Origin of the sequence: Streptomyces sp. RPA4-2, assembly GCF_012273515.2 — a bacterium.
Lineage (GTDB): Bacteria > Actinomycetota > Actinomycetes > Streptomycetales > Streptomycetaceae > Streptomyces > Streptomyces kaempferi.
Window position 1 is genome coordinate 7,371,263 of record NZ_CP050975.2, and the last position, 19,053, is coordinate 7,390,315.

13 protein-coding genes are annotated in these 19,053 nt (G+C 71.6%); 10 read left to right on the top strand and 3 right to left on the bottom strand.

All coding sequences use genetic code 11. The features are described 5' to 3' along the window. Positions 1–24: 24 nt before the first annotated feature. The 10 genes from HEP85_RS32190 to HEP85_RS32235 all read left to right on the top strand — a co-directional run bounded on the left by HEP85_RS32190 (position 25) and on the right by HEP85_RS32235 (position 14,572). Positions 25–957, top strand: coding sequence for a cyclase family protein (locus HEP85_RS32190; protein WP_168531013.1), 933 nt, complete (start codon positions 25–27; stop codon positions 955–957). Positions 958–1,108: 151 nt separating this feature from the next. Further along, positions 1,109–2,002 (top strand): YhjD/YihY/BrkB family envelope integrity protein, encoded by an 894-nt coding sequence (locus HEP85_RS32195; protein ID WP_168531014.1) that lies wholly within the window; start codon positions 1,109–1,111, stop codon positions 2,000–2,002. 154 nt (positions 2,003–2,156) lie between these two features. Next, positions 2,157–3,734: a GMC oxidoreductase gene (locus HEP85_RS32200; RefSeq protein ID WP_168531015.1), complete on the top strand. Its 1,578-nt coding sequence runs from the start codon at positions 2,157–2,159 to the stop codon at positions 3,732–3,734. After that, entirely contained in the window at positions 3,731–5,155 is a 1,425-nt protein-coding gene (locus tag HEP85_RS32205; RefSeq protein WP_369657929.1) for a DUF2252 domain-containing protein, read from the top strand. Before HEP85_RS32200 ends, HEP85_RS32205 begins: the two co-directional genes overlap by 4 nt. 13 nt (positions 5,156–5,168) lie before the next feature. Then, positions 5,169–6,992 carry a glycoside hydrolase family 15 protein gene (locus HEP85_RS32210; RefSeq protein WP_168531016.1) on the top strand — a complete coding sequence of 608 codons (1,824 nt, stop codon included), beginning with the start codon at positions 5,169–5,171 and terminating at the stop codon, positions 6,990–6,992. A gap of 133 nt (positions 6,993–7,125) precedes the next feature. Beyond that, a complete protein-coding gene (locus HEP85_RS32215) occupies positions 7,126–7,629 on the top strand; it encodes a hypothetical protein (RefSeq protein ID WP_168531017.1) in 504 nt (167 codons plus the stop codon). Further along, complete coding sequence (locus HEP85_RS32220) at positions 7,599–9,017, top strand: hypothetical protein (protein WP_369657930.1); 1,419 nt, start codon at positions 7,599–7,601, stop codon at positions 9,015–9,017. Before HEP85_RS32215 ends, HEP85_RS32220 begins: the two co-directional genes overlap by 31 nt. A 44-nt stretch (positions 9,018–9,061) precedes the next feature. Then, positions 9,062–10,609, top strand: a complete 1,548-nt coding sequence (locus HEP85_RS32225) for a VWA domain-containing protein (protein ID WP_369658144.1) — start codon at positions 9,062–9,064, stop codon at positions 10,607–10,609. Positions 10,610–10,658: 49 nt separating this feature from the next. Then, entirely contained in the window at positions 10,659–11,771 is a 1,113-nt protein-coding gene (locus HEP85_RS32230) for an AAA family ATPase (RefSeq protein ID WP_168531018.1), read from the top strand. Beyond that, positions 11,768–14,572: a hypothetical protein gene (locus HEP85_RS32235; RefSeq protein WP_369657931.1), complete on the top strand. Its 2,805-nt coding sequence runs from the start codon at positions 11,768–11,770 to the stop codon at positions 14,570–14,572. Before HEP85_RS32230 ends, HEP85_RS32235 begins: the two co-directional genes overlap by 4 nt. Before the next feature lie 147 nt (positions 14,573–14,719). Here HEP85_RS32235 and HEP85_RS32240 read toward each other — a convergent pair whose 3' ends face one another. The 3 genes from HEP85_RS32240 to HEP85_RS32250 all read right to left on the bottom strand — a co-directional run bounded on the left by HEP85_RS32240 (position 14,720) and on the right by HEP85_RS32250 (position 18,844). After that, positions 14,720–15,484: a YqjF family protein gene (locus HEP85_RS32240; RefSeq protein ID WP_211118099.1), complete on the bottom strand. Its 765-nt coding sequence runs from the start codon at positions 15,482–15,484 to the stop codon at positions 14,720–14,722. 55 nt (positions 15,485–15,539) lie between these two features. After that, the gene (locus HEP85_RS32245) at positions 15,540–17,297 is read right to left on the bottom strand and encodes an LCP family protein (RefSeq protein ID WP_329291643.1); all 1,758 of its coding nucleotides are present in this window, start codon (positions 17,295–17,297) and stop codon (positions 15,540–15,542) included. A 317-nt stretch (positions 17,298–17,614) separates the two neighbouring features. Then, positions 17,615–18,844 carry a glycosyltransferase gene (locus HEP85_RS32250; protein WP_348772448.1) on the bottom strand — a complete coding sequence of 410 codons (1,230 nt, stop codon included), beginning with the start codon at positions 18,842–18,844 and terminating at the stop codon, positions 17,615–17,617. Positions 18,845–19,053 lie beyond the last annotated feature (209 nt).

Sequence of the window (19,053 nt, forward strand, 5' to 3'; positions counted from 1 at the left end):
CGGCAGCTGTCGGATGGTGGGGACATGCGGACGTCCGACGAGCTCAGCGAGGCCGAATTCCGGTCGCTCCACCGACACCTGCGCGCCGTGGCCCCCGGCGCCTCCACACCCCGGGGCTCCCTGGACACGATCACCGAGGAGCAGGTACTGGCGGCGGTCGCCGAGGTGCGGTCGGGACGTACGATCTCGCTCGCCGCCCCCGTGGAGATTCGTACCGAACCCGACGACGCCGATCCGGCCGAGCACCGGCTCACCGCTCCGCCCGACGGCAAACCGGCGCCGAGCGGACTGGACTTCGCGCGCGACCGCTTCGCCATGAACGTCCACGGCGATGTGGACAGCCACCTCGACGCGCTGTGCCACGTCATCTACGACGGCACCCTGCACGGCGGCATACCCGCGACGGACGCGCTGTCGCCGGACGGATCGAGCGCCCTGTCCGTCGAACTGGCCCGCGACGGCATCGTCGGACGCGGTGTCCTGCTGGACATCCCCCGGCTGTACGGCCTCTCCTGGCTCGAACCCGGAGCGAACGTGACCTGCGACGACCTCATCGCCGCCGAGGCACGACAGGGGATACGGGTGCGCCGGGGCGACATCGTCCTCGTACGGGTCGGCCACCGCAGGCGCCGTGAGGAGCTGGGCCCGTGGGACGTGGCCCGCGCCCGTGCCGGACTGCACCCGACGGCCCTGGAGTTCCTGGCCTCGCGGCAGGTGGCCGTCCTCGGCAGCGACGGCAACAACGACACCGCCCCCAGCACGGTCCAGGGGGTCGCGTTCCCGGTGCATGTGCTCGCCGTCCACGCGATGGGGATGCATCTCCTCGACTATCTGCGGTTCGAGGACCTCGCGCCGATCTGCGCGCGGGAGGGCCGCTGGACGTTCCTCTGCGTGATCGCCCCCCTGCGGCTGCCCGAGGCGACCGGTTCACCCGTCAATCCGCTCGCCATCCTGTGACGGGGTGACCACGCGCGCCTCACCCGTACGGCGCAACGGTGCTCGCGCCGTGGGGCCGCCGGACGTGGCGGGCCGCACGCTGGTGGCGCGGTGGCGCGGTGGCGCGGTGGCGCCTCCGGGCGTGAGGAGCAGGCCCGACCCGGGGAGCAGGATGCGCGAAGGCAGAGGATCCGGCTCGCCGACGGGCGGCGGGACGAGCGGCCGGCGTGGACGGGCGGAGGGTCTCGGGCCGCGGCTGCTGCGGCTGCGACAGGCCGCCGAGACGCGGTTCCCGGTGATCATCCGCGTCACCTCCCACCTGATCGCGGTCAATCTGCTCGACTCCGCGACGCGGTTGGCGGCCCAGGCCTTCCTGACCGCCGTCCCGCTGCTCTTCATGGTCGCCGCGTTCGCCCCGCAGTCGGTGCGCGAACAGATCCTCGCCTCCCTGGAGGACGTCCTCGGCATCAACGGTGTCGCCGACCAGCAGTTGAAAAAGGTGTTCGACGCCGACCCCGGAAGCCTGCGGCAGAGCACCGGCGTCGTGAGCGGGCTGATGGTGCTGATCTCCGCCACCGCGTGCAGCCGAGCCATGCAGCGGCTGTGCCAGCGGGCCTGGCGGAAGCCGAGCGCCGGCACCAGGATCGCGGCCTGGAGATGGCCCGTGTGGATCGCCGCCTGGCTGGCCATGCTGATTCTGCAGGGCCCCCTGCGGGACGGATTCGGCGTGGGGTTCTGGCTCGGACTCCCGCTGCTGCTGGTCACCGAGGTGGGCGTGTGGTGGTGGACCCAGCACCTGCTGCTGGCCGCACGCGTCCCCTGGGCCCCGCTGCTGCCCGGCGCGCTCCTCACGGGCGCCGCCGTCACCGCGCTGACGCTGACCGCCAAGCTGTACGTGCCCGCGGCGCTCAACCGCAGCCTGGACAAGTACGGGTCGCTGGGCGCCGTCTTCACCCTGCTGTCGTGGCTGATCTCGCTCTGCGTCGTCGTGGCCGTCGGTATCACCGCCGGAGCGGTGATCGCCCGGGAACCCGCCGTGTCCCGGCACCTCGGCTCACCCGAGTAGCCCAACTCGCCGGGACCATCACCCAGGGATACCTTGGTCGTCGAGGAAGTCGTCGAGGAAGTCGTCGAGGAAGTTGTCGCGGAACGTGTCGGGTGATCATCCCCTCTCGAGCCGCCCGGCAGGACCGGACCATGTTCCGAGGACGGTGGCCGGCATGACCGATACGCACTACGACGTCATTGTTGTCGGAACCGGCGCGGGCGGAGGCACCCTCGCCCACCGATTGGCGCCCACCGGGAAAAGCATCCTCCTTCTCGAAAGGGGCGGCTATCTTCCCCGCGAACGCGACAACTGGGATTCCACCGCGGTCTTCGTCAAAGGGAAATACCGGGCTCCGGAGTTCTGGTTCGACAAACACGGGGACCCGTTCCCGCCCGAGGTCAACTACTACGTGGGCGGCAACACCAAGTTCTTCGGCGCCGCGCTCTTCCGGCTGCGCCCCGAGGACTTCGGTGAACTCCGCCACCACGACGGCGTCTCGCCCGCCTGGCCACTGCGCTACGACGAGCTGGAGCCGTACTACACCCAGGCCGAACACCTCTATCGCGTGCACGGCCGGCACGGCGAGGACCCCACGGAGGGCGCGGCAGGCGCCCAGTACGCGTACCCGCCCGTCCAGCACGAGCCGCGGATCCAGCGGCTCAGCGACGACCTGGAGAAGCAGGGGCTGCACCCCTTCCACCTCCCCATCGGGGTCGACCTCACCCAGGACGAACGGGGCGGCGCCGCGCACGGCAGCGCCTGCATCCGCTGCGACCGGGTCGACGGCTTTCCCTGCCTGCTCGGCGCGAAGTCCGACGCCCAGGTCATCTGCGTCGATCCCGCCCTCGCCCACGCCAACGTCGAGCTGGTCACCCACGCGGACGTGCGCCGCCTCGAGACCGACCCGGGCGGCCGGAGCGTCACCAAGGTCGTCGCGGCGATGGGTGACGGATCCACCGCGGAGTTCCGCGCCGACATCGTGGTCGTCGCCTGCGGGGCGGTCAACTCGGCCGTCCTGTTGCTGCGTTCGGCCGGCGACCGGCATCCGCGGGGCCTGGCCAACAGCTCCGACGTGGTCGGCCGGCACTACATGCGGCACAACAACCTGGCCCTGATGGCCATTTCCAGGGAACCGAACGACACCACGTTCCAGAAGACCCTGGCCCTGAACGACTGGTACCTGGGATCCGACGACTGGGACCACCCGCTCGGCGGCATCCAGATGCTCGGCAAGTCCGACTCCGCGCAGATCCACGGCGAGGCACCCCGCTGGGCCGGGGCCGTCACCCCCGACATGCCGTTCGAGGTGATCGCGCATCACGCCGTCGACTTCTGGCTGTGCGGAGAGGACCTGCCCGCCGCCGCCAACCGCGTCACCCTGGACCGGGACGGCGGCATCCACCTCGCCCTCGACGAGAAGAACAACATCGCCGGACTCCAGCGGCTGCGGCACAAACTCCAGGGCATGCTGGGTCACTTGGGGATGTACGAGCACCACCTGCTGTCCCACAGCATCTACCTGCACAAGGGCATGCCCATCGGTGCCACCGCGCACCAGGCGGGCACCGTCCGCTTCGGCACCGACCCCCGCGCCTCGGCCCTCGACGTGCACTGCAAGGCCCACGACCTCGACAACCTCTACGTCGTCGACACGAGCTTCTTCCCGAGCATCGGAGCGGTCAATCCCTCACTGACCGCCATCGCCAACGCCCTGCGCGTCGGCGACCACATCGCGGAGCGACTGCGGTGAATTCCCCCTTCACGGCCGACAGCGGCACCCGGCACCGCACACCGCGGGAACGAGCGGCACTCGGCAAGGACGCCCGCTCCCGCGTTCCCCGCTCCAGCCACGCGGAGTTCGCGCCCATGGCGAAGCGGCCCGACCCGGTGGACGTCATCGAGGCCCAGTCGGCGACGAGGGTGCCCGAGCTCGTACCGATCCGCTACGGCAGGATGACCGAGTCGCCGTTCCGCTTCTACCGGGGAGCGGCCGCCGTCATGGCAGGGGACCTCGCCGACACCCCACGGACCGGCATCAGGACACAACTCTGCGGCGACGCGCACCTGTTGAACTTCCGACTGCTGGCCTCGCCCGAGCGCCGCCTGATGTTCGACATCAACGACTTCGACGAGACGCTGCCCGGCCCCTGGGAATGGGACGTCAAAAGGCTCTCCGCCAGCTTCGTCATCGCCGGCCGGGCCAACGGCTTCAGCGCCAAGGAACGGGCCGGCATCGTACGGTCGACGGTGCGGTCCTACCGCGAGTGGATGCGGCACTTCGCCGAGATGGGCAATCTCCCTGTCTGGTACGCCCAGTTCGACGAGAACTGGGTGTGGACGCACTTCGTCCAGGACGTGGGCGCAAGGGCCCGCGACCGCTGGGCGCAGTCGGTGGCCAAGGCACGCACCCGTGACAGCCTCCAGGCCTTCGGCAAACTCACCCACCTCGTCGACGGGAAGACACGCATCGCCGCCGGCCCGCCGCTGATCACGCCGTTCGAGGACCTGCTCGCGGACGTGGAACGCGGCGCGCTGGAGAAGCAGATCCGCCGCATGATCGAACGGTACGGCCGGAGCCTCCAGGCGGACCGCCGGTTCCTGATGGAGCAGTACCGCCTCGTCGACATGGCCCGCAAGGTGGTCGGGGTCGGCAGCGTGGGCACCCGCTGCTGGATCGTGCTCCTGCTCGGCCGCGACGACAGGGATCCGCTGCTCCTGCAGGCCAAGGAGGCGGGCGAATCCGTCCTGGCACCCTTTGTCGGCGCCGGCGCCGGCGGCCACCGGACGCAGGGCGAGCGCGTGATCTCCGGCCAGCGGCTGATGCAGGCCACCAGCGACATCTTCCTCGGCTGGGAACGGGCCGAGGGTGTCGACGGCGGCCGACGGGACTTCTACATACGGCAGTTGCGTGACTGGAAGGGCATCGCCGAGCCCGGGACGATGGAGCCGGCCGGGATGCGCGCCTTCGGTGAACTGTGCGGCGCCACGCTGGCCCGCGCGCACGCGAGGTCGGGCGACCGGATCGCCATCGCCGCGTATCTGGGCGCGGGCGACGTCTTCGACCGGGCGCTGGTGACGTTCGCCGAGCGGTACGCCGACCAGAACGAGAGGGACCACCAGGCACTCGTGGACGCCGTCCGTACGGGGCGGGTGACGGCCGAAGCGGCCTGACAAGGAGACCAGCATGGATCGTTACCCGCCCATCGCCGACCACGGGCTCATCGGGGACCTCCAGACCGCGGCGCTGGTGTCCTCCCACGGCGTGATCGACTGGTTCGCGGCGCCGCGCTTCGACTCGCCCAGCGTCTTCGCGGCCCTGCTGGACCACGATGACGGCGGTCACTTCCTGCTCGCCCCCGAGAGCCCCGAGGGGACCTGGAAACAGCTCTACTACCCGGACAGCGCCGTCGTCGTGACCCGCTTCATGTCACCCGACGGGGTCGGCGAGATCATCGACCACATGCCGGTCCTGCCGGGCCCGACGCCGACCGACCGGCACAGTATCGTCCGCGTCGTCCGCGCGGTACGCGGCACCGTGCGCTTCACCCTCGAATGCCGGCCGCGGTTCGACTACGCGCGGCTCCGGCACGAACTCGACCTGACCGCCGAGAAGGCGACGTTCCGCGCCCCGGGCGTGACCGCCCATCTGCAGGCCACCATGCCGCTCGAACGGGACGGACACGACGTCCGGGGCAGCGTCACCCTCAGCGACGGGGAGACGGCGGCCGTGGTGTTCAGCATGTGCGACCCCGGCGGGGAGGCGCCACCGCCCCCCACCGACGAGGGGATCACCGAAGGACTGTGGGAGAACGTCGACTTCTGGCAGAAATGGGTGCGCACCTCGCGCTACCGAGGCCGCTGGACGGAGATGGTCCACCGCTCCGCGATCACCCTCAAGCTCCTCACGTACGCCCCCACGGGCGCGCCGGTCGCCGCCGCCACCATGGGACTGCCCGAACAGGTCGGCGGGGAGCGCAACTGGGACTACCGGTACACCTGGGTACGGGACGGCTCCCTGTCGGTGCGGGCCCTGCTCGACCTCGGCTTCGTGGAGGAGGCCACCCACTTCACCCGCTGGCTCGGTGACCGGCTGGGCGCCTGGGAAGGACCGGACGGGGAACCCCTCCAGATCATGTACCGGGTCGACGGCGACCCCCGCCTGACGGAGGAGATCCTGGGGCACTTGGAGGGCTACCGCGGCTCCTACCCGGTCCGGGCCGGCAACGCGGCCTCCGGTCAACTGCAGCTCGACATCTACGGCGAGGCCCTGTACGCGCTGGCCGAGAGCCGCTCGGTCGGCGAACAGGCCGGCTACCACGGGTGGAAGGGCCTGGCCCGCACCCTGGACTGGCTGGCCGACTCCTGGGACCGGCCCGACGAGGGCATCTGGGAGACCCGCGGCGGCCGCAAGGACTTCACCTACAGCCGGGTGATGTGCTGGGCGGCCTTCGACCGCGGTCTGAAACTGGCGGCCGAGTTCAGCAGGCCGGCCGACACCGTCCGCTGGACCCGGGCCCGGGACGAGATCCTCGAACAGGTCATGGAGCGCGGCTGGAACGAGAGGGAACAGGCCCTGGTCCAGCACTACGGCGGCGACGTCCTGGACGCCTCACTGCTGCTCGCCCCCCGCGTCGGGTTCCTGGCCCCGCGCAGTCCCGCCTGGCTCAACACGCTCGACGCCATGGACCGCGTCCTCGTCTCCGACAGCCTCGTCTACCGCTACGACCCCGAGGCATCCCCGGACGGACTGCGCGGCTGCGAGGGGACGTTCAGCCTGTGCACGTTCCTGTACGTCGACGCCCTCGCCCGCGCGGGACGCCTCCCCCAGGCCCGCTACGCCTTCGAGAAGATGCTGACGTACGCGAACCATGTCGGCCTGTTCGCCGAGGAGATCGGCCCCAGCGGGGAGCAACTCGGCAACTTCCCCCAGGCCTTCACCCACCTCTCGCTCATCATGGCCGCGACGACGCTGGACGAGGCGCTCGACGCCCTCCACCTCAGCCGCTGAAGGGTCCGGACACGCCGCGGGCCGCGGCAGCGGCGACGCCGTCGTGACCGGCGTTGTCAGTGGTCGCCAGTAGGTTCGTTCGTGTCCCCGCCGTTGTGGCGCGGACGTCCCCTGCCACAGAGGAGATGGTGAGTTGTCGGACTGGGAGAGGTCGAGCACGGCCCGGGTGACAGCACCCGCGCGGCCGCGCAAGCTCGCCAAGGTTCCGTTCGTCGAGCTGGCCGACGGACGCCTGCAGGGTGTGGTGTCCAGCGGCTCCGACATCGAGCGGGTCTATGTCTCGTCGGTCACGGCGGGCACGTACACCTTCGCCTGCAGCACCAACAACAACCGGCCCTGCGGCGGGGCGCGCGGCGGGTTCTGCAACCACATCAAGGCCCTGATCGGCGAGGCGGTGCTGCAGTACGGGCCCGAGCGCGTCGCCCGCTACCTGCGGGCCGAGAGCGTGGACGGGGAACCGACCGCGCAGACCATCACCGACGGCATGAGCGCCGCCCGCCCCGCGCAGGGGGACACCAAGGCCGCCGCGCCCGTCTTCAGTCGGTTCCTGCGTCACCTGGCGTATCTCGAACTCGTCCCGACCACCGCGCCGTTGCCGGAGATGCAGTGGTTCCCTCCGACCAGGACGGTGGCGTGATGCGTGCCGACCTGCTCGCCGAAAGCGTCGCCGGGCTCGACGAGGTCCTGACGGCCGTCGACGCCTTCGACCGGGCGCTCGCCGGCGGCCTGGTGCGCCCCCAGCCCGCCCAGACCGCGGGCCTGACGGAACTCGCGGACGCCGTCGCGGGAACCCCCCTGGCCACCAGGGCCGCCGAGGCGGCCGGGAAGGCGGCGGCCGGAGCCGCGAGCGAGGACGACTTCGTCGCCCTGGCCGCCGCCCGCGCCGCCCTGCTCGGCTCCGTCCACGACGCGCTCGTGAGCCGTATCGACGAGGCGACGGGTCGCGACCGCGGCCGGGAGACGGCCCCGCCGGCCGCCGACGGGCAGCCCGCGAACCTCCTCGCCGCCGCCCGCTCCTGGCTCTCCGACCTGGCACGCTGCGGCTGGCAGGGCATCGACCACGAGGTCGTGTCCGGGGCGGCGCACGTCGTCTCCGCGATGCTTGCGGACCCGGCGCTGCGCCGGCAGGCGACGCTCCTCGACGGCTTCGCCGCCGAACTCGCCGCGTCCTGCCCGGGCGCGTCCCTGGACCGTGTCCCGGTACGCCGCTGGGGCGACCTGTGGTCGCGCGCGATGCTGCTGACGGTGCCCGGCGCCGCGATGGCGCCGCCGACCGGCACGGCCACCGGCCGCCTGCTGCCCCTCGGCGTCGACGTGCAGGAACACGCGACCGCCGTGCAGGCCCAGGTGCACGCCGTCTTCGAGCCCGCGGACGGCACCGCGCCCCGGCTGGTGCGGGCCGCCGTGTCGGTGCCGAAGCCGGACACGGTCGTCGGAGCGGGCCTGTGGCAGTTGCTCCGCCCGCACATGTCGCTGCTGGCGGCCGTCGGCGAGGGCCGCGCGATGGACCTCGCCGAGATGCCGGTGACCGCCGAGGGCGACCTGCTGTGGAGCGACGCGCAGGCACGTCCTGGCGAGCCCGCCGACGCGTTCGCCACCGCCCGGGTCGTCCTGCCCACCGCGGCCGACGCGGCCACCACACCCCTGGACCGGCATCCGGCGCGTATCGCGGTGCCCGTGTTCCTGGAGGGCTATACGGTGCGGAAGGCCGACGACGCGCTGACTTTCACCGTCGCCGGGCACACCCTCACCGTCCACACCGACCGCATCCCCGCCGCCGGGCCACTCACCCCCGAGGCCGTCGCGTCGTCCGGGGCGTGCGTCGGACTGCTGCGCTGGGACGCCGGGACGTTCGGTGTCCAGCCGCTCGCGGTCGAGACGACCGTCCGGAAGAAGGCTGTCGCCCTCCACGCGGGGGGATGGGCCGCAGGCACCACCGACAAGGCCGGCGTCCGGGCCGAGAAGGCCGCCACCGATGCCGTGGCGGTGCTGCGGGAGCGTGCGGGAAGGCTGCTGCGGAAGTGACCGAGCACATGACCGGGCACACGGCCGACCAGACGGCCGAGCACATGACGGGTCGCACGGCCGAGCACCTGACGGATCAGTCGGCCGGTCGGACGGCCGAATCGGAGATCGCGGGCGGCACCTCGCCCGGAGTGGACCCCCACGACAACCGCCGTCAGGCTCTGTACTGGCGGCTCCTCGCCCGGCTCTTCGACCACGAGGAGCACGCCGCGCTCGAATCTGCGAGCCTCGCCGTCGTCGAGGACATCGGTCTTCCGCCCGCGCTGCTGGACCCGCAGGCCTCCGTCGACTCGATCGTGCAGCGCCACCCGGAGCTGGCCGGCGAGTTCGACGGTCTGATGACACCCGAGTCCGGATCCGGTCCCGGGTCCGGGACCGGTTCGGAGGACGGCGACCCAGAAGACGAAGACGAAGACGAAGGCGAAGGCGACCGCGACCGGGCCGCCGAAGTACGCCGCGCCGCGCTGGTGTCGAAGGTGCTCCTGAACGTCTTCGCCTCCGGTTCCGGCACGGTCACGGCCGGGCAGCTGGCACGCTGGCAGTCCGACGCGGGCTGGCTGGAGCGAGCGCTCGGCTGCAGGCCGGGGGACCTGCGCGGCGGCCGCGCGGCCGGCGGAGCCGGGACGGCCGCCGCCGGGCCCGGGGTCGGCCCGACCGGCACCGGCGGCCGCGGTACGACACCCGACCTCAGCCGGCTGATCCCGGCGATCGGCCCCGAACTCGGCGCCATCGAGGCCGACCTCGTCAAGCGGATGCGCCTGCGCGAGGTACTGGCCGACCCCCGGCTCGCCGCGCAACTGACCCCGAGCATGTCGCTGATCGAGCAGCTGCTGCGAGACAAGGACAACCTCTCGGGCGTGGCCCTGGCCAACGCCAAGGCCCTGATCCGCCGCTTCGTCGACGAGGTCGCCCAAGTACTGCGCACCGAGGTCGAGAAGACCTCGGTCGGCGCCCTGGACCGCTCCGTCCCGCCCAAGCGGGTGTTCCGCAACCTCGACCTCGACCGCACCATCTGGAAGAACCTCACCAACTGGAGCCCGGAGGAGGAGCGGTTGTACGTCGACCGCCTCTATTACCGGCACACCGCCCGCAGGACGACACCCCAGCGGCTGATCGTCGTCGTGGACCAGTCGGGTTCGATGGTCGACTCCATGGTGAACTGCACCATCCTGGCGTCGATCTTCGCCGGGCTGCCGAAGGTCGACGTCCACCTGATCGCGTACGACACCCAGGCGCTCGACCTCACGCCGTGGGTGCACGACCCCTTCGAGACCCTGCTGCGCACCAACCTCGGGGGCGGCACCGACGGCACGGCCGCCATGACCCTGGCCCAGCCGAAGATAGCCGAGCCGCGCAACACCGTCGTCGTGTGGATCTCCGACTTCTACGAGTGGCGGACCGAGGAGCTGTTCCAGAGCATGGCCGCCCTGCACCGCTCGGGCGCCAGGTTCATCCCGGTCGGGTCCGTGACCAGCTCCGGTCGCGGCAGCGTCAACCCGTGGTTCCGGGAGCGCTTCAAGGACCTCGGCACGCCGGTGCTCTCCGGACACATCCGCAAGCTCGTCCACGAACTCAAGACGTTCCTCGCCTAGTGCCGCGGCACCGGTCACCTGACCGGCAGACTTTGAGAAAGGCCCTCACATGTCCGACCTGTTGCGCGCCCCCGCCGAGATCAAGTACGCCGAGGAACTCGACTGGCTGGAGTCCGTCGACGACCACCCCAAGCCCTTCTCCTGGCGGCTGTCCCCGAAGATGGTCCGCCTGTTCGTCCTGGGCTCCGAGCGTTCCGACGGCCTGGACCGGGAGATCTCCCCGAAGTGGTTCGGCGACCGCAGCTTCGTCGAGCGCTCGATCGTCACACTGGCCTCCGACCGTGGACTGCTGCTCATCGGCGACCCCGGCACCGGCAAGAGCTGGCTGGCCGAGCTGCTGTCCGCCGCGATATGCCGCAGCTCCACACTGGTCGTCCAGGGAACCGCCGGCACCACCGAGGACCACATCAAGTACTCCTGGAACGTGTCCATGGTCATCGCCAAGGGCCAGTCACGGGAGTCGATGATCCCCTCACCGATCATGACCGCGATGGAGACCGGCGCGATCGGCCGTTTCGAGGAACTCACCCGCTCCACCAGCGACGTCCAGGACGCGTTGATCTCCATCCTGTCCGAGAAGTACATCTCGGTTCCCGAACTCGACAGCGACGGCATCGTCTTCGCCAAGCCCGGCTTCTCGATCATCGCCACCGCCAACAGCCGTGACCGGGGCGTCAACGACCTGTCCTCGGCCCTCAAGCGCCGTTTCAACTTCGTCCGCATCCCGGGGGTGACCAACAAGAAGAGCGAGGCGGACATCGTGCGCTTCCGCACCGAGGAGATGCTGCGCCGCCACCGGATCGAACTGGACGTGCCGCCCACGCTGCTCGACGTGCTGCTGCAGAGCTTCGCCGACCTGCGCGCCTCGGCGGCCGCGGCCGGCAGCGACGACGAGAAACTGGAGTCCGCGCTGTCCACCGCCGAACAGATCGGCGTGCTCGAGGACGCGATCCTGCACGGCAACTTCTTCGGCGAACGCTCCCTGACCGCCCACACCCTGGCCTCCTCGCTCGTCGGGTCACTGGCCCGGCGCGAGCCCGAGGACCTGGCCATCCTCAACAAGTACCTGCACGGTGTCGTCGAGCCGCGCAGCAGGGAAGAGGGCGGATCCTGGCCGGAGTTCCTGGAGGGCGGCCGCGAAGCGATCGCCACCCTGTCATGACCGGCACGACCGAGGGAACCTTCGCGGCGCTGCGCACGCAACTGCGGGAGGCCGCCGCGACGTTCGCCGGCGGCCCCGACGTCCTGGAGAGCATCCTCCTCGGACTCGTCGACGACGTCGACCGCGCGGTGCGCGAACCGCTGGAGATCTTCCCCGTCTGCCACCACTCGCCTGCCTCGGCGATCGCGATGGCACGCCGACTGCGGGAGAAACAGCCGAAGGTCGTGTACCTGGAGCTGTGCGAGGACATGGCGCCGCTGCTGACCGAACTGCGCAACTGCCGGCTCCCCGTGGCTGTCCAGGCGTTCGCGACCGAGGTCGACGGTTTCCCGGCCGAGTGGTCCCCGCTGTCGGTGGTCGCGCCGATCACCGAGGCCTCCGCCGAGTACCAGGCGATCGCCTACGCCCTGGACACCCCGGGCGTCGAACTGGTCCTCGTCGACCGCTCCTCGGACCACGTCTTCCAGTGGGACGAGCGCGGGACGCAGGACGCGGAGCCGGCCGATCCCGACGCACCGCCCGCCGAGGAGGAGGCCGCGCTGCACGGCGACGCGGTCGGCGTGGAGCTGGGAGACCTGCGCCCGCGCTTCGCCGAACTGGAGGAACACCTGCTGCGCCACGGCAGGGTGCGGCACTGGTCCGAGTGGTGGCACCAGTACGTCGAACTGCCGCTCGGAGACAGCGACCACGACACCTACCGCCAGGTCATGCTCCTGATCGGCAGCCTCTTCCGGCGGCTCGCCCCGGGTGACTCCCATCGGGTCCACGTCGACGAGGACCGCGAACGCCACATGTGGACGAGGATGCGCGAACACCTCGCCGCGACCGGCACCGACCCCGCGGACTGCCTCTACGTCTGCGGCGCCTTCCACGCGGCCAGCCGGGTGGAGGAGTTCGGCGTCCACGGCACCGACACCTTCGAGATCGGCCCGCGCACCGCCACCAAGTGGCAGCACGGCCTGGTCCCGTCCAGTCACGCGGCGATCGAGGCACAGTTCGGCCTCGCCGCCGGCTCGGTGTCGATCGCCGCGACGCTCTGGGCCAAGAACGTCGGACGCACCCGGGTACGGCCGTACCGGCTGGCCGGACAGTCCGGCGCCGGCGCACCGCGGGCCAGGAAGACCGCCGCGGTGACGGCTCCCGTACCGGCCGTCGCGCCCGAGGACAGACTGACCGGATTCCTGCGCAGGCCGCCCGTCCTGGACGGCCTGGACGAGGCCGAGCTGCTCGGCTGGTCGGTGGAGGTCGTGCGCGCCGCGCGCCGCAACGGCTACCTCGCCTCCACCGCCGACGCCATCGCGGTGTTCGAGACGTCGATCCTGCTGGCCGGGATGCGCGACCGGGCCAAGCCGACGCCGTACGACTTCCAGGACGCGGCCGTCACCTGCATCGAGAAGGACACCGTGCCCGGCCGCCGGGACGTACGCCGCATCGTGGCGATCATGATGGGCGGCGACCGGGTCGGCCAGGTCGGCTACGACGCGCTGCCGCCCCTGGCCCGCGACGTGCACGACCGGCTCGCGCCCCTGAACCTGAGGCTCCAGCAGCGTGGTGTGCAGCGGGCGTTGCTGGACATGACCGGCCGGCCCGAACTGGAGCGGTGCTCCGACGTGCTGTGGATGCTGCGCCGTCTGCTGCCGCAGGGCGCCGCACGGCCGATCATGGGTGAGCGGAGACTGGGGGAACGGTCGATCCAGGAGTCGTGGGACCTGGCGCTCGGCACCCATCAGCGGGCGCTCATCGAGCTCGGCTACGAGGGCGTCAGCATCGAGCAGGTACTCGAACAACGGCTGCGCCGCACGGCGTACGCGCCGCGGGCCACCACGGCGACCGTCCTGGAGGCCGTCGAGGACGCGACGCTGTATCTGCGCGGCCGCCGCCTCCCCGACGAGCTGGGCACCCGCGCCCTGGAGGTGCTCTCGGCCGAACGCACCGTGGACGGCGCGCCGGAGGTGCTGCGCCGGGTACGGCGGCTGCTGGCGTACTACCGCACCAGTGAGCCCGTGCTGCCGCCGTGGATCGAGTCGTTCGTCAAGGCCGGATACGCGCACTACTGCACGCTGCTGCCGACGGCGTTCACCGACGAGGACGCCACCGTGCGGCAGGTGGCGGCGATGCTGGGCTTCCTGTTCAGCATGGAGAGCCTGGCGCTGTCGCTGGGCTGCGACCGGACCCAGCTGGAACTGGCGGTCGCCCAGTCGCACCCGCGGGATCCGTCGAGGACGGCGCTGTTGTGGGCGGCCCGGACCCAGCTCGGGCACCTCTCGCGGGCGGACCTGCGTGCGAAGTGCGACGAACTGCTGGGCAACCCCTTGGTGGTGCCCGCCTATCCGCGGTACCTCAGCGGCTTCGTGCACGCCCTGGAGCCCGTCCCTGGCCTCACCGACTTCGTCGTGGAGGCGGTGTCGAACGCGTTCGGACGGCTCCCGGACCCGGTGCTCCTACCGTGGCTGCCGACCCTGATCACCACCTTGCGCGCGGGCGGCGCCGAACTGGCCCCGCTGCTGATCCGCGAGGCCGGGCGGATCTTCCCCGGGCGGCTCGGGGCCCTGGACGAGTGGGTGCCACCGTGGCGGACACAGCCGGAGCCCGCGGCCGCGCGTACGGCGCGGCGACCGGCCGCCGGCGGTGGCGTGCACGCCCTGCTCGCCGCCCACCCCGCGACGTGCGACGCGGTGGCGACGCTGCTGGGCTGCGAGGGGACGTGGCGGACGGCGGACCCCGGCTCCTCGGGCGCCGCGCTGGCGGCACGTCATCCGGACACGGCGGTGGCGCTGGAGGCGCTGCTGACGGGCGGCTGACGCCGAGAGGAGAGCGGGCGGAGGGGCGGTTGCGCGACCGGGACGCCTCTCCGCCGCTCGCGCACGGTCCACAGCTGCCGGGGGTGTCGGCGGTGCGGGCCGGACGGCGGGAGGCACCGTGCGAGCGCGATGGCGCCCGCCCCGCGTTCAAGGTGTGGGGAGGCCCGCCGGTCGGGCCGGGCGGCCGAGCCGGACCGGGACACCGGGGGAGTACAGCACGCTCACCGGTTCTCCCCGCGGCGCCGGTACGCCCGCGGCTTGCAGAAGGTTCTCCTCGCAGGTGAGCAGCCGGGCGCGGTGCAGAGGCCAGCGCGGGTGGTCGTTGGGCAGGTATCCGACCTTGCCGAAGAAGGCGTTGTGCATGCCCCAGCGGGCGGTCAGGAAGTGCTCCAGCCCGGTGGGTTCCCGGATCGGTTCGCCCCTGCGCAGGACGATCCGGCTGCGCGCGCCGCGCGGTCCCGGCCAGCGCCGTGCGCTGGTGTAGGTGATGACGTCGTCCTCGGCACGGACGCTCATACGGGACCACAGGTACGGGAGCCGGAAGGCGGCCCGTCCCATCAGTACGGGTACCAGCCGGGCGGCGTCCATCGACCGGAAGACCACGCCGCGCCGCCCGTGCGCGTCCACCGAGTACAGGCGTACGTTCGTCTCCGGGAACGTCCCCAGGTACGGAACTCCGGGGGAACGGAGCCAGCCGACGCGGCTCATCCGGAACGCGACCAGGCCGACGTAGGTGACGTCGTCGAACACGTCGGGGACGGTTCCCTCGGGCAGCAGACCGGCGACGGTGTCGGGGGCGACCGCCCAGTGGACGAAGGCGAGGTCGAGCCACTGCTGGGTGAGCAGCGGTCTCGGCAGGGACTTGGGCGCGTACGGGGTGACGGGCTCCGGCAACCGCGGCGTGGTCGGCACGGAGCCAGCATCCCAGACGGGTGCGGGCGGGCCCGGCACGCGGCCGCGCCGGGCGTCAGGGCGCCGAGTTCTTCCTGCCGGGGGCTGCCGCGTAGGCCTGGGAGGGGGTCATGGCGACTCCGTTGAGGCTGACCGTCCGGTACGTGCTCACCTTGGCGCAGGACTTCGACTCGTCGGCGGTCTGGGAGTGGGCGTTCGCGGTGGCGGCCTTGGTGTCGGCCGGAGCCCCAGGATGGCCTCCGGGGAAGCCGGTGCCGCTGGTCCAGTCCGTACCGATCACCAGGGTCAGTCCGCTGCCGGTGCCCTGCTCGAGGTGGGAGGAGGAGAGCCCCAGCGCGCGGGCGACGGTCTGGGCCTGCGCCTTCTTCCCGGTGCCGTACGTGAGCGTGGTCGTGGCCGCGCCGCCGGGGGCGTTGCCGGTGGTCGTACCGGAGCTGAAGCCCCGGTCGATCAGGGCGCCGGCGACGGCCGAGGCGCGGCCGCTGATGCCCGTGCCGTTCTCCACCGTCACCGCGATCCGTGCGGCGGGTACCGCGGAGGCCGTGGCGGTCGCGGTGGCCCCGGCGGACGTCCTGCCGGAGGCGCCTGTCAGGGACTGGTCGTCCGCGATGGTGGCGAACAGGCTCCGGGCGGCCGGGGCGGCCACGACCCGGTCGCTGTTGTTCGGGTCGGGCGCCGTCTGCATGGTGGCGAACGTGATGTGCTCGGCGGGGACCTTGTCCAGGTCGGTGGCGAGCCCGACGAGTTTCTTGACGGTGCCCAGGCCGGTGTCCACCGTGAGGGCCTTGGTGGCGGCGTCGGCCAGCTTGTAGACGGCCGCGGGGTTGGTGAGGGTGCCCGCGCTCTTGAACTTGCGGATCATGGAGCTGAGGAAGATGTGCTGGGCGTAGGTGCGCCCCAGGTCGCTGCCGTCGCCGAAGCCGTGCCGTGAGCGGACGAACTCCAGCGCGGCGACACCCTTGAGGGTGTGGGTGCCCTTGGCGAGCTTCAGGTGCGAGTACGTGTCGTAGACGTTGGCGTCGACGCACGCGGACACCCCGCCCACCGCGTCCGACATCTTCACCACGCCGGAGAAGTCGAGCTGGACGAAGTGGTCGATGGGGATGCCGGTGAGCTGGTGCACGGTGGCCACCTGGCACGCCGGACCGTACTGCAGAGCGCTGTTGACCATGCCGGTGTAGCCGGCGGTGGACGTACCCGTCGCGCTGTTCTTGCAGGCGGGGACGCTGGTCACGGTGTCGCGGGGAATGCTCATCACGGTGGCGTCGGACCGGTCGGCGGAGATGTGCAGCACCATCTCCACGTCCGCGTTGCCGCTTCCCGACTGCACGCCCGTCTGTGAGCAGCCGCCGCCGAGTTTGCAGTCGCTCGCGCTGGTGCGGCCGTCGCTGCCCATCACCAGGATGTTGATCGGTGTCCGGCCGAAGGAGTCGGCCTTCTCCTTGCCCGCGCTGTCGCTCGCCGTGCCGTCGGTCAGCGGGACGCTGTGGAGGTTGCCGTTGAGGTGCTCGTAGAACCACCATCCGGCGCCCGCGGTGACCATGAGGAGGAGCGACAGGGATATCGCGGCCGTCCGCAGGATCCGCCTGCCGCGCCGGGCGGGCCGGGCGCGGCGCCGGGACGCGCCGCGGCGCGCCCGACCGTGTGCCGCGGACCTGGCACGTGTTGCGGACCCGGCACGTGCCGCGGAGCCGGAGGCGGCCCGGCCATCCGTCCGGGCAGCGGCGGAGTCCTCGCCCGCACGCTGCCGGGGCACCGCCGGCGCGCGCCGGCGCGTGGCCCGTCCGACGGGGCCGTCCCCTGGGTCAGTCATCTCGCACTCCCACGAAACGGTCGGGCCCCTCAGGCCGTCGGTGCTGTGGCGAAGGGGGATTCCGGGGGATTCCCACTTGCTTGCGTGGTTGCGCAATATAGCAATCGCATATGACAACCCTCGGGGCGCCCGGCTTCTCCACAGTGAACGGCCGTGCTCCACCCCCCTCGGCGGCCGATCCAAGCACTGATTCCTGTGGGCCCGCTGGGAGGGGTGGTGCGGGTGGGCGGTTCGCGGCGAGGACGAGGAGCCGGGGTGCGGAGCCTTCGCGAGGGGGCGGAGTCCGCCGGTTCCGGAACCGGCGGACTCCGCCCGTTCTAGAACGGTTCCGGGAGGGGTTCGGGGAGGGGCTCGGGAACGGAGAGGGACACCCGTCCCGCCGACCCGCCGCGGACCCGCTCGACGAGTCCGGCGTACGCGGCGATCATGCGGGTGCGGCTGAACCGTTCGCGGCTGAGGGCGAGGGCCTGGGTGAATTCGGCGCCGCGCTCCACCGCCTCGCACCAGGCCTGCGCGACCGCCTCGGCGTCGAGCGGGGTGAGGAAGCCGTGCCCGGCGACGATCGAGGCGCAGTCGCCGACATCGGTGGCGACCGGGACGGCGCCGCACATCATGCCCTCGATCAGCGACAGCGGTGCCGCCTCGCCGCTGGAGGAGGTGAGTGACACCACGTCGGCGGCCGCGTAGACGATCTCCATGTCGTCGCGCACGCCGAGCAGCGATATGCGGTCGGTGAGCGGGGTCTCGTCACCGAAGGCGGCGAGCATGTCCTCGCGCAGGCCGGCGTTGGCCCTGGTCATCCCGGCGCCGCACATCAGAATGCGGCCTTCGGGCTGTCGGCGCAGCCAGGCGCGGGCCGCGCGCAGGAACAGCGGCACGTTCTTCATCCCGGCGTAGCGGGCCGCGAAGACGATCACGGGCGCGTCCGCCGGCACCCCCAGCGACGTCCGCAGCAGAGCGCGTCCGAAGGGGTCGGGGCGGAAACGCAGCAGGTCCACGCCGTTCGGAATGACGTGCAGCAGCTCCGCCGGGATCCCGGCGGCCGCGTACGCCGCCCGGGTCGACTCCGCGCAGCAGATCGCGGCGGCTATCCGGCCGTCCGCGACCGCGGTCCTCAGCTCGTCCAGGGCCGGTCCCTGGTTCTCCGGATCGGAGCGGTGCAGGCACACCACGACGGGCCGTCGGGGCAGTCCCGCCTGGTTGAGCAGGCCGAGCGGCTGCTCCTTGAGCGACAGGATGACGTCCGCGCCCGCCATGGCGCGGGCGGTGGCGGCCAGTTCCGGCCCGGTGAAGGCGTCCGGGCCACCGGGTGCCCCGTGGCTGCGGCCCAGGGAGGTGACCGGAACGCCGGCGCCGGTCAGCGACCGGAAGCAGACGTCGTCCTCCATCCGCTGGCGGGTCGCCTCCCGATACATCTCGCCATTCAGGCTCAGCACCGAGTGGCGCTGACCGCCCTCATGGAGCCCCATCACCACATCGCTGTGCAGGATCCGGGCCCCGCCCGAAAAGAATCCTTCGTAGATCGACAGCACACGCAGTTCGTCCATCACGCGCACCTCACGGCCCGTCTCGCAGAGAGGGAGGAAACCTTTTCAACCCCTGTGATCTGCGGGTTAGCCGCTATGGACACAAGAGAAACTTGCGCGCTCGTGAACTCGTCGTTTCACATTCGGACACGTTCGGTTACGTCGCACCGTAGCGCCGGATGAGAGGGAAAAAACCGGGAGGCGCCGAGGGGTGCGATATTCGCACACGC

What these genes read in the sequence shown, in the direction of transcription:
- HEP85_RS32190 (WP_168531013.1), top strand. Translation starts at nt 25, where the DNA reads ATGCGGACGTCCGACGAGCTCAGCGAGGCCGAATTCCGGTCGCTCCAC.
- HEP85_RS32195 (WP_168531014.1), top strand. Translation starts at nt 1,109, where the DNA reads ATGCGCGAAGGCAGAGGATCCGGCTCGCCGACGGGCGGCGGGACGAGC.
- HEP85_RS32200 (WP_168531015.1), top strand. Translation starts at nt 2,157, where the DNA reads ATGACCGATACGCACTACGACGTCATTGTTGTCGGAACCGGCGCGGGC.
- HEP85_RS32210 (WP_168531016.1), top strand. Translation starts at nt 5,169, where the DNA reads ATGGATCGTTACCCGCCCATCGCCGACCACGGGCTCATCGGGGACCTC.
- HEP85_RS32225 (WP_369658144.1), top strand. Translation starts at nt 9,062, where the DNA reads ATGACGGGTCGCACGGCCGAGCACCTGACGGATCAGTCGGCCGGTCGG.
- HEP85_RS32230 (WP_168531018.1), top strand. Translation starts at nt 10,659, where the DNA reads ATGTCCGACCTGTTGCGCGCCCCCGCCGAGATCAAGTACGCCGAGGAA.
- HEP85_RS32235 (WP_369657931.1), top strand. Translation starts at nt 11,768, where the DNA reads ATGACCGGCACGACCGAGGGAACCTTCGCGGCGCTGCGCACGCAACTG.
- HEP85_RS32245 (WP_329291643.1), bottom strand. Translation starts at nt 17,297, where the DNA reads ATGACTGACCCAGGGGACGGCCCCGTCGGACGGGCCACGCGCCGGCGC.
- HEP85_RS32250 (WP_348772448.1), bottom strand. Translation starts at nt 18,844, where the DNA reads ATGGACGAACTGCGTGTGCTGTCGATCTACGAAGGATTCTTTTCGGGC.